At 66.7% G+C, this 16,667-nt stretch carries 14 protein-coding genes; 1 reads left to right on the top strand and 13 read right to left on the bottom strand.

What is annotated here, in order from left to right:
• Nucleotides 1–204: 204 nt before the first annotated feature.
• The 3 genes from JL11_RS10070 to dnaE all read right to left on the bottom strand — a co-directional run bounded on the left by JL11_RS10070 (nt 205) and on the right by dnaE (nt 4,842).
• Nucleotides 205–798: a DUF4142 domain-containing protein gene (locus JL11_RS10070; protein WP_054765552.1), complete on the bottom strand. Its 594-nt coding sequence runs from the start codon at nt 796–798 to the stop codon at nt 205–207.
• A 97-nt stretch (nt 799–895) separates the two neighbouring features.
• Entirely contained in the window at nt 896–1,381 is a 486-nt protein-coding gene (locus tag JL11_RS10065; protein WP_231681256.1) for a DUF3224 domain-containing protein, read from the bottom strand.
• Nucleotides 1,381–4,842 (bottom strand): DNA polymerase III subunit alpha, encoded by a 3,462-nt coding sequence (dnaE, locus tag JL11_RS10060; RefSeq protein ID WP_082382676.1) that lies wholly within the window; start codon nt 4,840–4,842, stop codon nt 1,381–1,383. The genes JL11_RS10065 and dnaE overlap by 1 nt, the downstream gene beginning before the upstream one ends.
• Before the next feature lie 487 nt (nt 4,843–5,329).
• Here dnaE and msrA point away from each other — a divergent pair, with 487 nt between their 5' ends.
• Entirely contained in the window at nt 5,330–5,962 is a 633-nt protein-coding gene (msrA, locus tag JL11_RS10055; protein ID WP_054765551.1) for a peptide-methionine (S)-S-oxide reductase MsrA, read from the top strand.
• Between the two features lie 395 nt (nt 5,963–6,357).
• Here msrA and JL11_RS10050 read toward each other — a convergent pair whose 3' ends face one another.
• The 10 genes from JL11_RS10050 to JL11_RS10005 form a co-directional block, all read right to left on the bottom strand.
• Nucleotides 6,358–7,059 carry an ABC transporter ATP-binding protein gene (locus tag JL11_RS10050; protein ID WP_054765550.1) on the bottom strand — a complete coding sequence of 234 codons (702 nt, stop codon included), beginning with the start codon at nt 7,057–7,059 and terminating at the stop codon, nt 6,358–6,360.
• Entirely contained in the window at nt 7,052–8,338 is a 1,287-nt protein-coding gene (locus JL11_RS10045; RefSeq protein ID WP_152950078.1) for a lipoprotein-releasing ABC transporter permease subunit, read from the bottom strand. Before JL11_RS10045 ends, JL11_RS10050 begins: the two co-directional genes overlap by 8 nt.
• Nucleotides 8,335–9,651 (bottom strand): proline--tRNA ligase, encoded by a 1,317-nt coding sequence (gene proS / locus JL11_RS10040; RefSeq protein WP_054765549.1) that lies wholly within the window; start codon nt 9,649–9,651, stop codon nt 8,335–8,337. The genes JL11_RS10045 and proS overlap by 4 nt, the downstream gene beginning before the upstream one ends.
• 77 nt (nt 9,652–9,728) lie before the next feature.
• Nucleotides 9,729–9,995, bottom strand: a complete 267-nt coding sequence (locus JL11_RS10035; protein ID WP_054765548.1) for a DUF1467 family protein — start codon at nt 9,993–9,995, stop codon at nt 9,729–9,731.
• A 143-nt stretch (nt 9,996–10,138) separates the two neighbouring features.
• The gene (locus JL11_RS10030) at nt 10,139–10,477 is read right to left on the bottom strand and encodes a DUF3088 family protein (protein WP_054765547.1); all 339 of its coding nucleotides are present in this window, start codon (nt 10,475–10,477) and stop codon (nt 10,139–10,141) included.
• A 49-nt stretch (nt 10,478–10,526) separates the two neighbouring features.
• Nucleotides 10,527–12,200 (bottom strand): ribonuclease J, encoded by a 1,674-nt coding sequence (locus JL11_RS10025; RefSeq protein WP_054765546.1) that lies wholly within the window; start codon nt 12,198–12,200, stop codon nt 10,527–10,529.
• Nucleotides 12,201–12,980, bottom strand: a complete 780-nt coding sequence (locus tag JL11_RS10020; RefSeq protein ID WP_054765545.1) for a type III pantothenate kinase — start codon at nt 12,978–12,980, stop codon at nt 12,201–12,203.
• Nucleotides 12,977–13,726, bottom strand: a complete 750-nt coding sequence (locus tag JL11_RS10015; RefSeq protein WP_082382675.1) for a biotin--[acetyl-CoA-carboxylase] ligase — start codon at nt 13,724–13,726, stop codon at nt 12,977–12,979. The genes JL11_RS10020 and JL11_RS10015 overlap by 4 nt, the downstream gene beginning before the upstream one ends.
• A 4-nt stretch (nt 13,727–13,730) precedes the next feature.
• Entirely contained in the window at nt 13,731–15,173 is a 1,443-nt protein-coding gene (gene nuoN / locus JL11_RS10010) for an NADH-quinone oxidoreductase subunit NuoN (RefSeq protein ID WP_054765543.1), read from the bottom strand.
• An 8-nt stretch (nt 15,174–15,181) separates the two neighbouring features.
• Entirely contained in the window at nt 15,182–16,666 is a 1,485-nt protein-coding gene (locus JL11_RS10005) for an NADH-quinone oxidoreductase subunit M (protein WP_054765542.1), read from the bottom strand.
• Between the last annotated feature and the right edge of the window lies 1 nt (nt 16,667).

The following is a 16,667-nucleotide window of genomic DNA, read 5'->3' as shown; positions in this document are numbered from 1 at the left end:
GATCTAACGTGGCGCGGGGATTAAAGGTCTGAAAGACCCTCGGAATGGAGCGGAGCGGGATGTCTCCCCGAACCGCGCCTCGCCCGCGTTGCGAAGTGCGGGGGCCATGTAGTCGGGATGGCCCGCAATAGCAAGCGCCGCGTGAACAGGACGAAGGGCGGCCCCGTCAAGAGCCGCCCTTCCACCTGCGATCCTAGGACCGTCTTACATGCCGTTGACCAGGGCCTGAGCCCGGTCGCGGTGGGTGGTGATGGTCGGGATCATCTCCCGCGCCAGGGTGGCCAGGGCCGGGGCGTCGCTGTTGTCGGAGAAGCCGTTCAACAGGGTCAGGGTTTCATTATGGGCCGCGACCTGCTGGTCCAGATAGACCTTGTTGAAGTCGTCCGGGGCGGCGGCGTTCAGATTGTCGATCAGACCCTGGCGGCGCTGGTCCAGCATGGTCGGCACGGTCACGTCCGGCGCAGCCGTCGCAGCCGTCGATTTCAGCTTGTCGCCCGCGGCCATGTGATCCTTCTCGATCATGGCGGCCAGGGCCTTGACGTCGGCGTTGTTCGACTTGGCCTGGGCGATCTTGGCGGCCTCGATCTCATACATGTTGCCGACCGCCAGATTGGTGACGAAGCCGTCCACCGTATTGGCGCCCAGGGTGGCCGCCGAAGTCTGGCCCACCATGCCGGACGTCGCGTCCTGGGTGGCGTTCACGGCTTCGCCGGTGTTCTGGGCCGCAGTGTCGCCGCCTTGGTTACAGGCCGCGAGAAGAGCCAGCGACGCGGCGCCGGCGAGAACGAGATTTTTCATGGAACAGTCTCCCTATGGACTGCCAAAACCCGCCCCGCCGCTGTCAGGTTCCGAAAATTCACAAGCTTCGCCATAGGCTTGGCTGTATATGGCGGCCTCAGGGCAGGCTGTATTCCAGCTCGTAGCGGTGGACGCCGCCCTCGATCTTCAGATGAAAGACGCCCGCAATCCCAGCCAGTTCGCCTTCGCCGGAACCGGGGACGATGGTGATCAGAAGATCCTGAGCGCCCGCCTCCATGACGCCCCGATGGACCAGGGCGAAGGCGCCGCGTCGCCCCTCCAGAACGCCGGACACCCGCTCCATGGCGACATAGGCGCCCGAGCCGTCCTTGAGCAGCCCCAGCATCTCGCCCGCGCCCTCGCCCTGCAGATCCCCGTGAAAGGTCTTGGCCAAACGCATCCGGCCGGGCGCGCCGCCGGGCGCATCGGCGTCTGGAGCGATCGGCGTGATCTGAACCTCGAAGGTTCCGACGGCGTGGGACATGGTCTGGCTCCTTGAGGCGGTGATCGGCTGGAGGGGCGGAGCGCCCGAAGGATCGGCCCCCGCCAGACCCAGGGCGAGGATCAGACCGCAAGCCGACATCAGGCGTCCTCCAGCATCAGGACGCCGGGCGCGGACTTCAGAGCGCCGCGCAGGGCGCCGTCCAGACGATAACGGCCGGGCAGTTTGATCTCGACCTCCTGACGACCGTCCAGCGAAGCGACCAGGGCGATCTCCCCGCCCTTGCCGATGGCGCCGGACCGGGCCCGCTCCAGACGAGTCTTCAGGGCCTCGGCGTCGGCGCTGCGGGCCGAGACGTGGATCCGCAGGCCGATGTTGGCGTCATCCAGCAGATTGTCCATCCGGCTGGCGTCGTCGCCGAAGAACCGCACCTCGCCCTCGGACGCCTTGGCGCGCACGCGCACCATGACGGTGGCGCCGGGCTCCAGCACCTCGCGGCATTTGCGCAGCTGTTCGGGCGGGAACAGGCATTCGAACTCGCCCGTCGGATCCGAAAAGGTCACGAAGGCGAACTTCTCGCCGGTGCGGGCGCTGGCGCGCTCTTGCCGGCGACGCACCACCCCGGCCATCTGGAAGGCTTCATGCCCCCCTTCGGCCAGGGGAATGGCCTCGGCGACGAAGGTGACGCGCTTGCGCTTCAGGGCCGAACTCATTTCGTCCAGCGGGTGGCCGGACAGGTAGAAGCCCACCGCCGACAGTTCGTGATCCAGCCGCTCGGGCCCGACCCAGGGCTCGACGCTCTTCAGACGGGGCCGTCCGACATGGGCCTGGTCGGCGCCGAACAGACTGACCTGGGACGAGGCGCGCTCGGCCGCCACGCTCTGGCAATAGGCCATCAGGACGTCGGCCTGTTCGACCAGCTGACGCCGGTTGGGATGGATGCTGTCGAAGGCGCCGGCCTTGGCCAGGCCTTCCAGCGCCCGCTTGTTGACGCTGCGCGGATCGACCCGCTCCAGAAAGTCGAAGATGTCGGCGAAGCGGCCGCCGGTCTCGCGCACCTCGATGACGTGCCGCATGGCCTCCAGCCCCACATTGCGGATGGCGCCGAGCGCATAGAGGACAGACCCCCGCCCCTCCTCCCAAGCCACGTCAAAGTCGGCCGAGGAGCGGTTGATGTCGGGCGGCAGCACCGGCACGTCGAACCGTTTGGCGTCCTGATAGAAGACCGCCAGCTTGTCGGTGTTCGACAGGTCCAGGCTCATGGACGCGGCGAAGAATTCGACCGGATGATTGGCTTTCAGCCAGCCCGTCTGGAAGGAGATCAGGGCGTAGGCGGCGGCGTGCGACTTGTTGAAGCCGTAGCCGGCGAACTTGGCCACCAGGTCGAAGATGGAGCCCGACTGGCTCTCGGGGACAGATTTCTCCAGAGCGCCCTTGATGAAGCGCGCCCGCTGAAAGTCCATCTCCTCCTTCTTCTTCTTGCCCATGGCGCGACGCAGCAGGTCGGCCTCGCCCAGGCTGTAGCCCGCCAGGATCTGGGCGATCTTCATCACCTGTTCCTGGTAGATGATGACGCCATAGGTCTCGGTCAGCACCTCCTTCAGGCTGGGGTGCAGATAGTCGACCTCGGCCCGGCCGAACTTCCGGTCGATATAGGTGTCGATCATCTCCATCGGCCCCGGCCGATAGAGGGAGATCAGGGCGGTGATCTCCTCGATGGAGCCGCAGCGCATCTTGCGCAGGGTGTCGCGCATGCCCTGGGATTCCAGCTGGAACACGCCGACCGTCTGGCCCGAAGCCATCAGCTCATAGGTCTTGGCGTCGTCCAGCGGCAGCTGGTTCCAGACCGGGGCGGCGCCGCGCCGGGACAGATAGCCGTGCGCCCGATCCAGGGTCGTCAGGGTCTTCAGGCCCAGGAAGTCGAACTTGACCAGGCCGGCCGGCTCGACCCACTTCATGTTGAACTGGCTGGCCGGAATGGTGGAGCGGGGGTCCTGGTACAGGGGCACCAGCTCGACCAGGGGGCGGTCGCCGATGACGATGCCGGCGGCGTGGGTCGAGGCGTTGCGGTACAGCCCCTCCAGCTCCAGCGCCGTCTCCAGCAGGGTGCGAACCGCCGGTTCGGCGTCCCTCGCCTCCTTCAGGCGCGGCTCCAGATCGATGGCCTGGGCCAGGGTGACGGGATTGGCCGGATTGTTCGGCACCATCTTGCAGAGCCGGTCCACCTGCCCCAACGGCATCTGCAGCACCCGACCGACGTCCCGCAGCACGGCCCGGGCCTGAAGCGTGCCGAAGGTGATGATCTGGGCCACCCGGTCCTTGCCGTAATGGGCCTGGACATAGTCGATCACCTCTTCGCGCCGCTCCTGGCAGAAGTCGATGTCGAAGTCGGGCATGGAGACCCGTTCGGGGTTCAAGAACCGTTCGAACAGCAGGCCGAACCGCAAGGGGTCCAGATCGGTGATGGTCAGGGACCAGGCGACCAGCGACCCCGCCCCGGAGCCCCGCCCCGGCCCCACCGGGATGCCGTGCTCCTTGGCCCATTTGATGAAGTCCGACACGATCAGGAAGTAGCCGGGGAAGCCCATCTGCTGGATGATGCCGACCTCCCATTCCAGCCGGGTCCAGTAGTCTTCCTCCGGCACGGCGGGCGGGACCTGCTGAAGACGGAGCTTCAGCCCCTCGCGCGCCTGGTGGGCCAGTTCGTCGGCCTCGGACCGCCCCGCCCCGGTGTCGAAGCGCGGCAGGATGGGGGCATGGGTCTTGACCAGGAAGGCGCAGCGCCGAGCGATGTCGATGGTGTTGTCGCAAGCCTCGGGCAGGTCGGCGAACAGGTCGCGCATGGCCTCGGCCGACTTGAACCAGTGTTCGCCGGTGATCCGGCGGCGGTCCTCCTGGCCGGTGAAGGCGCCGTCGGCGATGCACAACAGGGCGTCGTGGGACTTCGCCTGGGCCGCCTTGGCGTAATAGACGTCGTTGGTGGCGACCAGGGGCGCGTCATTGTCATAGGCCCACTGGACCAGACCCGGCTCGGCCCGCCGCTCGTCTTCCAGGCCGTGGCGCTGAAGCTCGACATAGAAACGGTCGCCGAAGACGGACTTCATCGTCGCCAGGGCGGCGGCGCCCTCCCCGGACTTGCCCTGGGCGAACAAGGGGTCGACCGGGCCGTCGGGGCCGCCCGACAGCAGGATCAGGCCTTCGGAGCGGGCCGCCACCATGCTCCAGGCCACGCCCGGCTCGGCCATCTCGCCGGCCTCCAGATAGGCCGCCGAGGACAGGGCGCACAGATTGCGCCAGCCCGTCTCGTTCTGGACCAGCAGAACCACCGTCGGCGTCTTGGCCCAGCGCACGGCCTGCTGACCGCCGATCCCCAGGACCGGAAGGGCGCAGCCGACGATGGGCTGAACCCCGGCGTCCTTGGTGGACTGGCTGAACTCCAGGGCGCCGAACAGGTTGGACCGGTCCGTGATCGCCACCGCCGGCATGCCCGCCTCGGCCGCCATCTTGCCCAGCTTACCGGCCTTGATCGCGCCCTCCAGCAGGGAATAGGCCGAGCGGACCCGCAGATGGACGAAGCCCTGACTGTTCACCGTTTCGCTCACTGCACCTTCCGCCTCTCGCGTCGCCGATCAGGGGCGCATACGCCATCTTGGACCGAGTCTCACATCGTCGCGCGCGGAGACACCGCAAACCGCCCCAGAGGCGGGCGATCCCGGCCCCGGCTGTGGATAGAGGCTTGGGCCGGTCGTGGAAAAAACAGTGTCCGAACTGTCCGATCTGTCCGAAACCTCCGCCTAAGTCTTTGATCTGTTGAAAACCGACAGTCGGACTGTCGGCCGATGTGTCCGATTTCAGGCGGTGACGCTGAAGGCCAGGGTCCAGACCATCCAGACGAAGCCCCCGCACGAGGCCAACGACAACAGGTCTCTCATCAAACGCGGCATTACGGTTCATCCCCAATGAATAATGTTCCCGTCTTGTTCTATGTTCACCTCTTGTTCGCGTCAACCCCACACTTATCCACAGGGGCGTTCCGTACGAAACCACTCACGCGCGTCCGTCGTATGTAGAGCAAGCAGGGAGACGACCATGCTCAAATCAAAGATCCGCCCGACCGGCGTCGGAGCCATCGTCGCGGGACTCGTTCTGCTCGCCCTGCCCCGTGCGGCGGCCGACGCCCAGGCCCGCGACGCGCCTCGATTTCAGACGGCGGTCTTCGCCGGAGGCTGCTTCTGGTCTGAGGAAAAGGCGTTCGACGGCCTGCCCGGCGTCCGGTCGGCCGTGTCGGGCTTCGTCGGGGGCCATAGGGCCAATCCCACCTATGAGCAGGTGGTGCGCGGCGGGACCGGCCATATGGAGGCGGTCCAGGTCACCTTCGATCCGCGCGTCGTCAGCTATCGCGCCCTGGTCGACCGCTACTGGCGCACCATTGATCCGACCGATCCGGACGGACAGTTCTGTGATCGAGGACCGTCATACCGGACGGCCGTCTTCGCCACGGCGGATCAGCGTGCGACGGCGGTCGCGTCGCGCGACGCGGCCATGCGGCTGCTGGGCAAGAGCTTCACCACCCCGGTCGTCGGCGCCCAGAGGTTCTGGCCCGCCGGCCCGGAGCACCAGGACTACGCCCGCCGCCACCGCGCCCACTACGAAGCCTACCGCCAGGGCTGCCGCCGGCCCCAGCAGCTCCGGGCCATCTGGGGCGACGCGGCGGTGGGGTGAGGCAGGCGGGCCATCAGTAGGCCTAGGGCCAATCGACATTGGGCCTGCCGCCGTCCTGCCGGGCGGCGCGCAGCCGCCAACCCAAGAGAGGCGCCTCGGGCGTTGAAGACTCTATTCCATTGAGTGTCAGTCTTCCATTGAATGTCGGTCTTCCTTCCCGCGTCAGCGGAAGGGAAACCGTCTGGCGGCGGAACGCCGATTGAGGTGGGTTCATCACAACGGAGCACGACGAGATCACGGCGAACACGGCGCGTACTGATGGCGTCGTGACCGCTGTGAATGCGCCGTGCTCGCCGTGATGAACCCGCTCGCCGCATCAAGGCCCTCTGACGCGGAAAGAGCGGCCTGACCGCAGTAGGCTGAATGTCGATTGAACCTAGACCAGTACGCCTAGCTCAGTAGGTCTGGCTCTGGGCCGCCCGTTCTTCCAGATGGCCGTCCTTCAGGGCGAAGACGCGGTCCATGTGGCCGGCCAGCTCCATATTATGGGTGGCGATCAGGGCGGCGACGCCCGTGGTCTTGGCCAGGTCGCGCAGGGCTTCGAACACCGACTGGCTGGTGCTCGGGTCAAGATTGCCCGTCGGTTCGTCGGCCAGCAGCAGGCGGGGCCGGTTGGCCAGGGCGCGGGCGATGGCGACGCGCTGTTTCTCGCCGCCCGACAGCTGGGCCGGCTGGTGGGTCAGGCGTTCGCCCAGACCCAGGGCGGTCAGGGTCTCCTCGGCCTGTTTGCGCGCCTGGGCCTGGCCCATGCCGGCGATCCGCATCGGCAGGGCGACGTTGTCGCGCGCGTCGAACTCGGCCAGCAGATGGTGGAACTGATAGACGAAGCCAATCCGCGACAGGCGCAGGCGGGTGCGGGCGCGCTCGTCCAGATCGCCCACCATTTCGCCGTCGATGGCGACCGTGCCCTCGGTCGGCCTTTCGAGCAGGCCGGCGGCATGCAGCAGACTGGACTTGCCCGAGCCCGAGGGACCGATCAGGCCGACGATCTCGCCGGGCATGACGTCCAGATCCACGCCCTTCAGCACGGTCAGGCCGCCGCTCGCGGTGTCATAGGTGCGGGTCAGGCCGCGCACCGACAGGATGGGACTACTCATAGCGGAGCGCCTCCACGGGATCGATGCGCGAGGCCGTCCACGACGGCGGCAGGCTGGCCAGGCAGCTCATGCTGAAGGACAGCAGGGCGACCCAGGTCACGTCGACGGGATCGACTAGGGCCGGAATGGCGTCCAGCTGATAGACGTCGGCGTTGAACAGCTGGACCCCCAGGATGGCTTCCAGGGCGTGCTGGATGGCGCCGATGTTCCAGCAGAACAGCAGGCCCAGCACCAGACCCGCTACGGTCCCGGCCACGCCGATCAGGGCGCCGGACATGAAGAAGACCCGCAGGATCGAAGACTGGCTGGCGCCGACGGTGCGCAGGATGGCGATGTCGCGCGTCTTGTTCTTCACCAGCATGACGATGCCGGAGATGATGTTCATCGCTGCGATGGCGACCACCAGACCCAGGATAATGCTCATCGCCACCCGCTCGACCTTCAGGGCGCCGTAGAAGGCGGCCAGACGCTCGCGCCAGTCGCTGACGACCGAGCCCGGCCCGGCCGCGTCGCGGATGGCGGGGGTCAGTTCGCCGACCCGGTCGGGGTCATCGACCTTGATCTCGATCGCGTCCCACACGCCTTCCTTCCCGAAGAAGAGCTGCTGCTGTTCCAGCGGCATGAACAGGAAGGCGCGGTCGAAATCGGCCGTGCCCGAGCGGAACAGACCGCCGACGAAATAGGTCTTTTCCAGCCCGCCCAGATTGCCGAAGGCGCTGTCGGCGCCGGTGGGCGAATAGAGGGTGACGGGATCGCCGACCCGCAGGCCCAGGGAATTGGCCAGGGCCGCGCCCATCAGGATGCGGTCGCCGCCATAGGCGCCCTTGCCGAAGTTCGCCCGCTCCTGGGGCGTCAGGCTGTCGAAGACGTATTTGGTGGTGGCAAGATCCTGGGGCCGCACGCCGCGCACCATGGCGCCGGTCGTGAAATTGCCGACCCGGACCAGGCTCTGGCTCTCGTTCAGAGGGGTGACGCTGGCCACGCCCGGGACTGCTGCGATCCGCTTCAGGGCCGCGTCCCGATCTTCCGACGTCAGGACCGGCCCCTGGACGTACATATGGCCGTTGAACGACAGCATCCGGCCCAGCAGTTCCGCACGGAAACCGGACATGATGCTCATGACGCTGATCAGGACCGCGACGGCCAGCATGATGCCGATGAAGCTGATCACCGCGATCGTCGCCACCCCGCCCTCCTTGCGCTTGGCGCGCAGGTAGCGGACGGCCAGGCCGATCTCCCATGCGGAGAAGGCGCCGGAAGGACGGGACGGCAGGGTCAAGCAGTCAACCTTTCGATGGCTTCGGCCAGGGGGACGGACACCTTCTCGCCGGTGGCGCGGCGCTTCAGCTCGACCACGCCGTCGGCCAGCCCCTTGGGACCGATGGTCAGCTGCCACGGCACGCCGATCAGGTCGGCGGTGGCGAACTTGCCGCCCGGCCGTTCGTCGGTGTCGTCGTACAGCACGTCCTTGCCGAGTTTTTCCAGCTGGGCCACCGCGTCCTCGCAGGCGGCGGAGACGGCCTCGTCATTGGCGCGCAGATTGATCACCACCACGTCGAACGGCGCCACGGCGTCGGGCCAGATGATGCCGCCCTCGTCGTGGCTGGCCTCGATGATCGCGCCCAGCAGGCGCGACACGCCGACGCCATAGCTGCCCATGTGGACATTGGCGTCCTGGCCGTCGGGACCGGCGACGCGGGCCTTCATCGGCGCCGAATATTTCTCGCCGAAATAGAAGATGTGGCCGACCTCGATGCCGCGCGCCGACAGGCGGTCGCCCTCGGCCGTCTCGGCCTCGAACCGGGCTTCGTCGTGCATTTCCTCGGTCGCGGCATAGAGGGCGGTTCGTTGATCAACGATTGATTGAAGATCATCCCAATCCACGTCCGCGCCCGGCGCCGGCATTTCGACCAGCTTCTTATCGCAGAAGACGGCGCTCTCGCCCGTCTCGGCCAGGACGATGAACTCGTGGCTCAGGTCGCCGCCGATCGGGCCGGTGTCCGCGCGCATCGGCACGGCCTTCAGCCCCATGCGGGCGAAGGTGTTCAGATAGGCCACGAACATGCGGTTGTAGGCCTTGCGGGCCGAGGCCTCGTCCACATCGAAGGAATAGGCGTCCTTCATCAGGAACTCGCGACCGCGCATGACGCCGAAGCGGGGACGGCGCTCGTCGCGGAACTTCCACTGGATGTGAAACAGGTTCAGCGGCAGCGACTTGTAGGACTTCACATAGGCGCGGAAGATGTCGGTGATCATCTCCTCGTTGGTGGGGCCGTACAGAAGTTCGCGCTCGTGCCGGTCGGTGATGCGCAGCATCTCGGGGCCATAGGCGTCGTAACGGCCGCTCTCACGCCACAGGTCGGCCAGTTGCAGGGTCGGCATCAGCAGTTCGACCGCCCCCGCCCTCACCTGCTCCTCACGGACGATCTGCTCGATCTTGCGCAGCACCTTCAGGCCCAGCGGCAGCCAGGCGTAGATGCCGGCGGCCTCCTGCTTGATCATGCCGGCGCGCAGCATCAGCTGGTGCGAAACAATCTGGGCGTCCGAAGGGGCTTCCTTCAGCGTGGGCAGGAAAAAGCGCGACAGGCGCATGATGGGGAATCCTAGGCGTAGAGACAGACCAAGGCTTTAGCCGCTGGACCGGGGCGAAAGCTAGGCCGGGATGGCGTTTAGAGAGCCGGGGCGCGCGAGAAGTCCGGCAGGGGCAGCCAGCCGGTGAAGATCAGCACCATGACGAAGGCCCAGACGATCACCGACACCCAGGTGGTGGTGAGGAATTTGCGTTTCAGATTCGGCGTGGTCGGGGCGCCCCATTGGGCGCCGTCGGTCGGCGGGGTGTGGGTCTCGCGCGAGGTTCCCAGCGGAAGGACCGCGAACAAAACCGTCCACCAGACGATGATGTAGATGCCGAACATGGTGGCGGGGCCGATGGGCATGAGACCTCCTGTCGGAACTTTAGCGTCCGGTTGAAACCGATCTAGAGGATCAGCCTCCCCACGACGAGTCCCCGCCATGCCGCAGATCAGCCAGGCATACAGCCTTGCCTGGAAGAGATCGACTGCAGGACCCAGCCGCGCCCTCAGGGATGCGGCCGACCGATCCCGTAGCGGGCCGCCAGATAGGGGGCGATGGCGTGGTCCTGGAGGAAGCGGCGGCCGGTGACTTCGCTGACCTGGGCCTCGGGCCAGTCCAGTTCGCCGTCCAGGATCAGGATAGGGCAGCTCTGATGCGGCTCGCCGACCTCGGCGACGACCGGCGCGCGCGGCCGGGGGTGGTCCAGATAGACCACCTCAAGCGCCTCCCGCAGCTGGGGATAGAAGGCCAGGACGCCCTCGATATAGGCGCCGGGCGGGCAGAACCAGGGCCCGCCCTGATCATCGTGCCAGTCGGGGTTCAGCAGGAAGAGTCGTTCGGCCATGAGCGCGATATAGATCGGCTCATGACCGGAGCGCCAGCGGAAGGCGCCGTCAGACCCGCAGGACGACCGTCTCGACGATGGGACGGCGATCCCAGATCTGCTGGCTGGCCTTCTTCAGCACGCGGGCGACGGCCTGTTCGATGACCAGTTCGTCCTCCAGAGCCTCGCCCTTCAGGCTCTTGACCACCTGCTCGACCCGCTCGGCCAGATTGTCCAGGGCGTCGCCCAGAGGCGTGGCGGTGTCGCCCGGCAGGCCGACGCTGCGGATGTCGATGTCGCTGACGATCCGGCCGCGCTTGTCCAGGGCGAAGCTGACGATCAGCACGCCATTGGTCGAGGCGTGGCGACGCTCCTTCAGGGCCTCGCCCTGTTCGGTCACCAGCATGCCGCCATCGACATAGAGCCGGCCGTTCGGCACTTCGTCGATTATCTGCGCCGGACCGGGCGCCAGGCGGACCATGTCGCCGTTGCGCGGGGTCACCGTCTCCTTGACCCCGACTTCCTTGGCCAGGTTGGCGTGCTCCAGCAGGAAGCGGCGCACCCCGTGGGTCGGAACCGCGATCTGCGGCCGGACCCATTCGTACATTTGCTTCAGCTCGTCGCGGCACGGGTGGCCGGAGACGTGGATGCCGGGGTGATCCTTCTCGGTGTAGAGGCGCACGCCCCGGTCCGCGAGACGGTCCTGCAGATTGCCGATGGCCAGTTCGTTGCCGGGGATCTGGCGCGACGAGAAAATGCAGTGGTCGCCGAGGCCCAGTTTCACGACGGGGTGCGTGCCGTCGGCGACGCGCGACAGGGCCGCCCTCGCCTCGCCCTGGCTGCCGGTGCACAGGTACAGGATCTGGTCGGCGGGCCAAACGCGCGCCTCCTCGTCCGACAGGAAGGGCTTCACGTCCTGCAGCATGCCGACGTGTTTGGCGGCCGCCGTGATCCGGTGCATCGACCGGCCAGCCAGGGCGACGCGACGCCCGCACGCCTCGGCGGCGCGGATGACGCTGTCCATCCGCGCGACGTTGGAGGCGAAGCATCCGACGGCGACCCGGCCCTTCAAAGTCGAGATCAGCTTGGCCAGGGCCACGGCCACGTCGCCTTCCGACCCGGCCACGCCCGGCACGAAGACATTGGTCGAGTCGCAGACCATGGCCAGGACGCCCTCGTCGCCCAGGCCGCGGATGGTCGGGGCGTCCGTCTTGGTCCCGATGACCGGTTGGTCGTCGATCTTCCAGTCGCCGGTATGGAACACCGTGCCCAGGGGGGTGTCGATGGCCAGACCGCTGGGCTCGGCGATCGAATGGGTCATGTTGACGAAGGTGACGCCGAACGGGCCGATGTCGACGGTTCCGCCCAGGGGAACCTCGATCAGTTCGACCTCGTCCAGAATGCCGCGCTCGCGCAGCTTGTCGCGGATCAGATAGGCGGTGAAGGGCGTGGCGTAGACCGGCGCCTTCAGCCGCGGCCACAGCCAGCCCAGGGCGCCGATATGGTCTTCGTGCGCATGGGTCAGGACGATGCCCTTGATCGTCTCCCCTTCCAGATAGGTGGGGTCCGGCACGATCACGTCCACGCCGGGCGTCGAGAGGTCGCCGAAGGTGACGCCGACGTCGACGATCAGCCATTCACGATCAGCCTCTGGCCCGAAGCCATAGGCGTTGAGGTTCATACCGACCTCGTCCGAGCCGCCCAGCGGCAGGAAAACGAGTTCGTCTTGGGTTTGCTTTTTCATTCAGTCCGTCAAATGGGCGTTACGACGCCAGATTTCGAGGAGGCCGCGGATAGTCAGGTCGGGATCGAAGTGATCAATGCTGTCGGTCGCGCCTTCGAACAGGCTGGCGACCCCGCCGGTTCCAATGACGGTCATGGGCCGCGCCCATTCCGCCTTGATGCGCGCGACCAGGCCTTCGATCAATGAAATATAGCCCCAGAAGACGCCGGACTGCATGGCCTCGACCGTACCCTTGCCGATGACGTGTTCGGGCTTCTGTATGGCGATGCGCGGCAGTTTGGCGGCGGCCTCGTGCAGGGCCTGGAGCGACAGATTGATCCCCGGCGCGATCAGACCGCCCTCGAAGGCGCCGTCGTCGGCGACGATGTCGAAGGTGGTGGCCGTGCCGCTGTCGATCACGATCAGGTCGCCCGGATAGACAAGCTTGGCCCCGATGGCGTTGACCAGACGGTCGGCGCCCGCCTCGCTGGGCTTGGCGATGCGGACGTCGATGCCGAGCTTGGCGTTTTCGCCGATCACCAGGGGTTCGATGTTCAGATAGCGGCGCGACAGATTGCGCAGGTTGAAGATGGACTGGGGCACTACGCTGGAGATGATGCAGCCGGTCAGGGCGGCGAACTGCAGACCCTTCATGACCATCAGCTGGTTCAGCCAGACGGCGTATTCGTCGGCGGTGCGGCTGGCCTCTGTGGCAGCGCGCCATTGGGCGATCCAGTCCGAACCGTCGTGAACGGCGAACAGCGTATTGGTGTTGCCCTGTTCGATGGCGAGCAGCATCAGTTCGCCTTGCCGAAGAAGACGTCGCCCGCCGAGATCAGCCGCACGGAGCCGTCGGTCAGACGCAGACGCAGCGCCCCGTCCGCCTCGACACCCTCGGCCAGGCCTTCCAGGGTCTCATTGTCCAGGCGGGCGACGCACGGGCCGTTCAGCCCGGTCAGGCGGCTGCTCCACGCGTCCAGCACAGGCTCGAAGCCCAGGGTCTGCCAGCGGCCCCACCAGACGGCGAAGGTCTCGGCCAGGATCTCGGCGGCGGCCTCGATGGGGGGGGCGAAGGCCAGGTCGGCGCGCAGCCGATCGGCGACCGCAGTCGCGCCCCGCTCCGTATTGTCCGGCGCATGGGCCAGGTTCACGCCGATGCCGACGGCCAGCCACAGGTCGCCGTTCGCATGGGCGCCGGACTCGACCAGGATGCCGGAGACCTTGACCCCGTCCAGCAGGACGTCGTTCGGCCATTTGATCGAGACCAGGGCCGGCGAGACGAAGACGTCCAGCAGGTCGGCGACGGCCAGGGCGGCGACGAAGGTGGCCTGGGCCGCCTCGGCCGCCGACTTGGGCGTGGTGATCAAAAGGGTGGCGGCCAGGTTGCCCTGTTCCGTCTCCCACTTGCGGCCGCGGCGACCGCGACCGGCGGTCTGGCGCCGAGCCACGATCCAGCGCGGCCCGGCTTCTCCAGCCTCGGCGAGACGCCGGGCCTCGGCGTTGGTCGAGTCGATCTCGTCGAGGATGACCAGGGGGGCGGGCGTCAAAGCCCTAACCGTTCCCGAAGCCGGCGCTCGCAACCTTGGTCAGCGGCTCCAGCCAGGTCAGACCGACGATCACCAGGGGGAAGGCGAAGGCGGCGCAGGCCCAGCCGATGACGTTGGTTTCCGGCGAGGCCTTGTCCATCGCGATCTCATCCACGGGCGCATCGAACCACATCAGCTTGATGATCCGCAGATAGTAGAAGGCGGCGACGACCGAGGCGACCAGACCGACAGCGGCGACCGGCCACAAGCCGGCGGAGGCAGCGGCCCCGAACACATAGTATTTGGCCCAGAAGCCCGACAGCGGCGGCATGCCCAGCACCGACAAGGACAGGACGGTCAGGGCCACAGCGGTGACCGGACGATCCTTCTTCAGACCGGCGAGATCGGCGATGCGTCGGATCGGGCGGCCCGACTTGGACAGGCTGAGCAGGATGGCGAAGAAGCCCAGTTGGTCGATGACATACAGGGTCATGAACATCAGCATGGCCTGAAGGCCCGCACTGGTGCCCGCGGCGATGCCCAACAGGGCGTAGCCGATGTTGGCGATCGACGAATAGGCCAGCAGACGCTGGATGTCCTTCTGGGCGATGCCGCCGAAGGCGCCGACCACGAAGCTGAGCAGGGAGATGGCGATCAGGACCTGCGACCACTGGGCGTGGGCCTCGGCGAAGCCGCCTTCCAGAACGCGGGCGATCAGCACCATGGCGGCCATCTTGGGCGCGGTGGCGAACAGGGCCACGACCGGGGTCGGGGCGCCTTCGTAAACATCAGGCGTCCACATGTGGAAGGGGGCCGCCGAAACCTTGAACGCCAGACCACAGATCAGGAAGACCAGGCCAAACACCAGGCCCGGGCCCGGATGGTCCTGGGCGAAAGCGGCGATGTCCTCAAAGCGCATCGAGCCGGCGAAGCCGTAGATCAGACTGGCGCCGTACAGCAGCAGGCCGGACGACAGGGCGCCGAGCACAAAATACTTCAGGCCCGCTTCCGACGCCTTGGCGTCGTCGCGGTGGAAGGCGGCCAGGACGTACAGGGCCAGCGAATGCAGCTCGATGCCGACATACATGGAGATCAGATCGCCCGAGGAGGCCATCATCCCCATGCCGACCGCCGCGAGAACGATCAGGACCGGATATTCGAACTTGGCGATGCGGGTGCGCTTCATCCAGCCGTCGCCGAGCACGACGGCCACGGCGGCGGACAGATAGATGACGCTCTTGCCGTAGATGGCCAGGGGGTCGGCCACATAGGCGCCGTTGAAGGCGACGCCCCACGGTCCCATGACGGCGACGACGGCGGCGGCGATCAGCAGCAGGACCGAAAGGACGGACACCAGCCGGGCGCTCTTGTCGCCGATGAAGGCGCCGACCATCAGCAAGACCAGGGCGCCGACCGCGAGGGTCAGCTCCGAGGCGGCGAGGTGCAGGGCGGAGGACAGATCAGGCATGCTTGGTCTCACCCGCCGATCGCGACGCGATAGGCATTGGTCAGGGCCTCGACGGCGGGCCCGGTGTAATCGAGGACGGCGCCGGGTTGGACGCCCAGCCACAGGGTGCCGACGATCAGCGGCACGAACAGCAGCAGCTCACGCTTGTCGATGTCGGCGATGGTCATCAGCTTCGGATTGGTGATCTCGCCGAACATGACCGAACGATACAGGGTCAGGGCGTAGACCGCCGAGAAGATGACGCCCGACGCCGCCACCAGGGCCGCCCAGGTCGAGGCCTGATAGGCGCCCGTCATGGTCAGGACTTCGCCGATGAAGCCCGAGGTGCCCGGCAGGCCGACATTGGCCATGGTGAACATCAGGAAGATGGCGGCGAACCAGGGCATGCGCGACGTCAGGCCACCGTAGAAGGCGATCTCGCGCGTATGCATCCGGTCATAGACGACGCCGACGCACAGGAAGAGCGCGCCCGAGATCAGGCCGTGGCTGATCATCTGGAAGACGGCGCCCTGCATGCCCTGATCATTGCCCGAGAAGATGCCCAGGGTGACGAAGCCCATGTGGGCGACCGACGAATAGGCGATCAGCTTCTTGATGTCCGTCTGACGCCAGGCGACCAGCGAGGTATAGACGATGGCGATCACCGACAGGGTGAAGACCAGGGGGCGGAACATCTCGGACGCGACCGGGAACATGGGCACGTTGAACAGGATGAAGCCGTAACCGCCCAGCTTCAGCAGGATGCCGGCCAAGATGACCGAGCCCGCCGTCGGCGCCTGAACGTGGGCGTCGGGCAGCCAGGTGTGGACCGGCCACATCGGCATTTTGACCGCGAAGGAGGCGAAGAAGGCCAGCCAAAGGATGGGCTGAACGGCGGGGCTGAAGGCGTACTGCTTCAGCTCCGGAATGCTGGTGGTGCCGGCGGTGTGCGACATCCACAGCATGGCCAGCAGCATCAGCACCGACCCCAGCAGGGTGTAGAGGAAGAATTTGTAGGCCGCGTAGATCCGGTTGGCGCCGCCCCAGATGCCGATGATCAGGAACATCGGCACCAGGGTGCCTTCGAAGAAGATGTAGAAGAGATACAGATCCAGAGCCGTGAAGACGCCGATGACCAGGGTCTCCAGGATCAGGAAGGCGATCATATATTCGACGACGCGCGTCTCGATCGACTTCCAGCTGGCCAGGATGCAGATCGGCATCAGGAAGGCCGTCAGCAGGACGAACAGCACCGACACCCCGTCGACGCCCAGATGATAGCTGGCCCCGGCGAACCAGGGGACCATTTCGACGAACTGATAGGCGGTATTCGACGGATCGAAACCGGCGACCAGCACGACCGAGACGCCCAGGACGACCAGGGTCATCAGCAGGGCGATCCAGCGCGCGGCCGGGGCGGCGGCGTCCTGGGACTTGGAGGCCAGCCGGGCGAGATAGATCGCCAGGGCGCCGACCAGCGGCAGGAAGGTAACGAGGCTCAGGATGTAGGGCACG

It is taken from the genome of Brevundimonas sp. DS20 (assembly GCF_001310255.1).
Classification (GTDB): domain Bacteria; phylum Pseudomonadota; class Alphaproteobacteria; order Caulobacterales; family Caulobacteraceae; genus Brevundimonas; species Brevundimonas aurantiaca.
The sequence above is the reverse complement of the archived record's forward strand: the minus strand, read 5'-3'. Positions and strand labels throughout refer to the sequence as shown.

What these genes read in the sequence shown, in the direction of transcription:
- nuoN (WP_054765543.1), bottom strand. Translation starts at nt 15,173, where the DNA reads ATGCCTGATCTGTCCTCCGCCCTGCACCTCGCCGCCTCGGAGCTGACC.
- JL11_RS10030 (WP_054765547.1), bottom strand. Translation starts at nt 10,477, where the DNA reads ATGGCCGAACGACTCTTCCTGCTGAACCCCGACTGGCACGATGATCAG.
- proS (WP_054765549.1), bottom strand. Translation starts at nt 9,651, where the DNA reads ATGCGCCTGTCGCGCTTTTTCCTGCCCACGCTGAAGGAAGCCCCTTCG.
- JL11_RS10035 (WP_054765548.1), bottom strand. Translation starts at nt 9,995, where the DNA reads ATGCCCATCGGCCCCGCCACCATGTTCGGCATCTACATCATCGTCTGG.
- JL11_RS10070 (WP_054765552.1), bottom strand. Translation starts at nt 798, where the DNA reads ATGAAAAATCTCGTTCTCGCCGGCGCCGCGTCGCTGGCTCTTCTCGCG.
- JL11_RS10050 (WP_054765550.1), bottom strand. Translation starts at nt 7,059, where the DNA reads ATGAGTAGTCCCATCCTGTCGGTGCGCGGCCTGACCCGCACCTATGAC.
- JL11_RS10025 (WP_054765546.1), bottom strand. Translation starts at nt 12,200, where the DNA reads ATGAAAAAGCAAACCCAAGACGAACTCGTTTTCCTGCCGCTGGGCGGC.
- JL11_RS10065 (WP_231681256.1), bottom strand. Translation starts at nt 1,381, where the DNA reads ATGTCGGCTTGCGGTCTGATCCTCGCCCTGGGTCTGGCGGGGGCCGAT.
- msrA (WP_054765551.1), top strand. Translation starts at nt 5,330, where the DNA reads ATGCTCAAATCAAAGATCCGCCCGACCGGCGTCGGAGCCATCGTCGCG.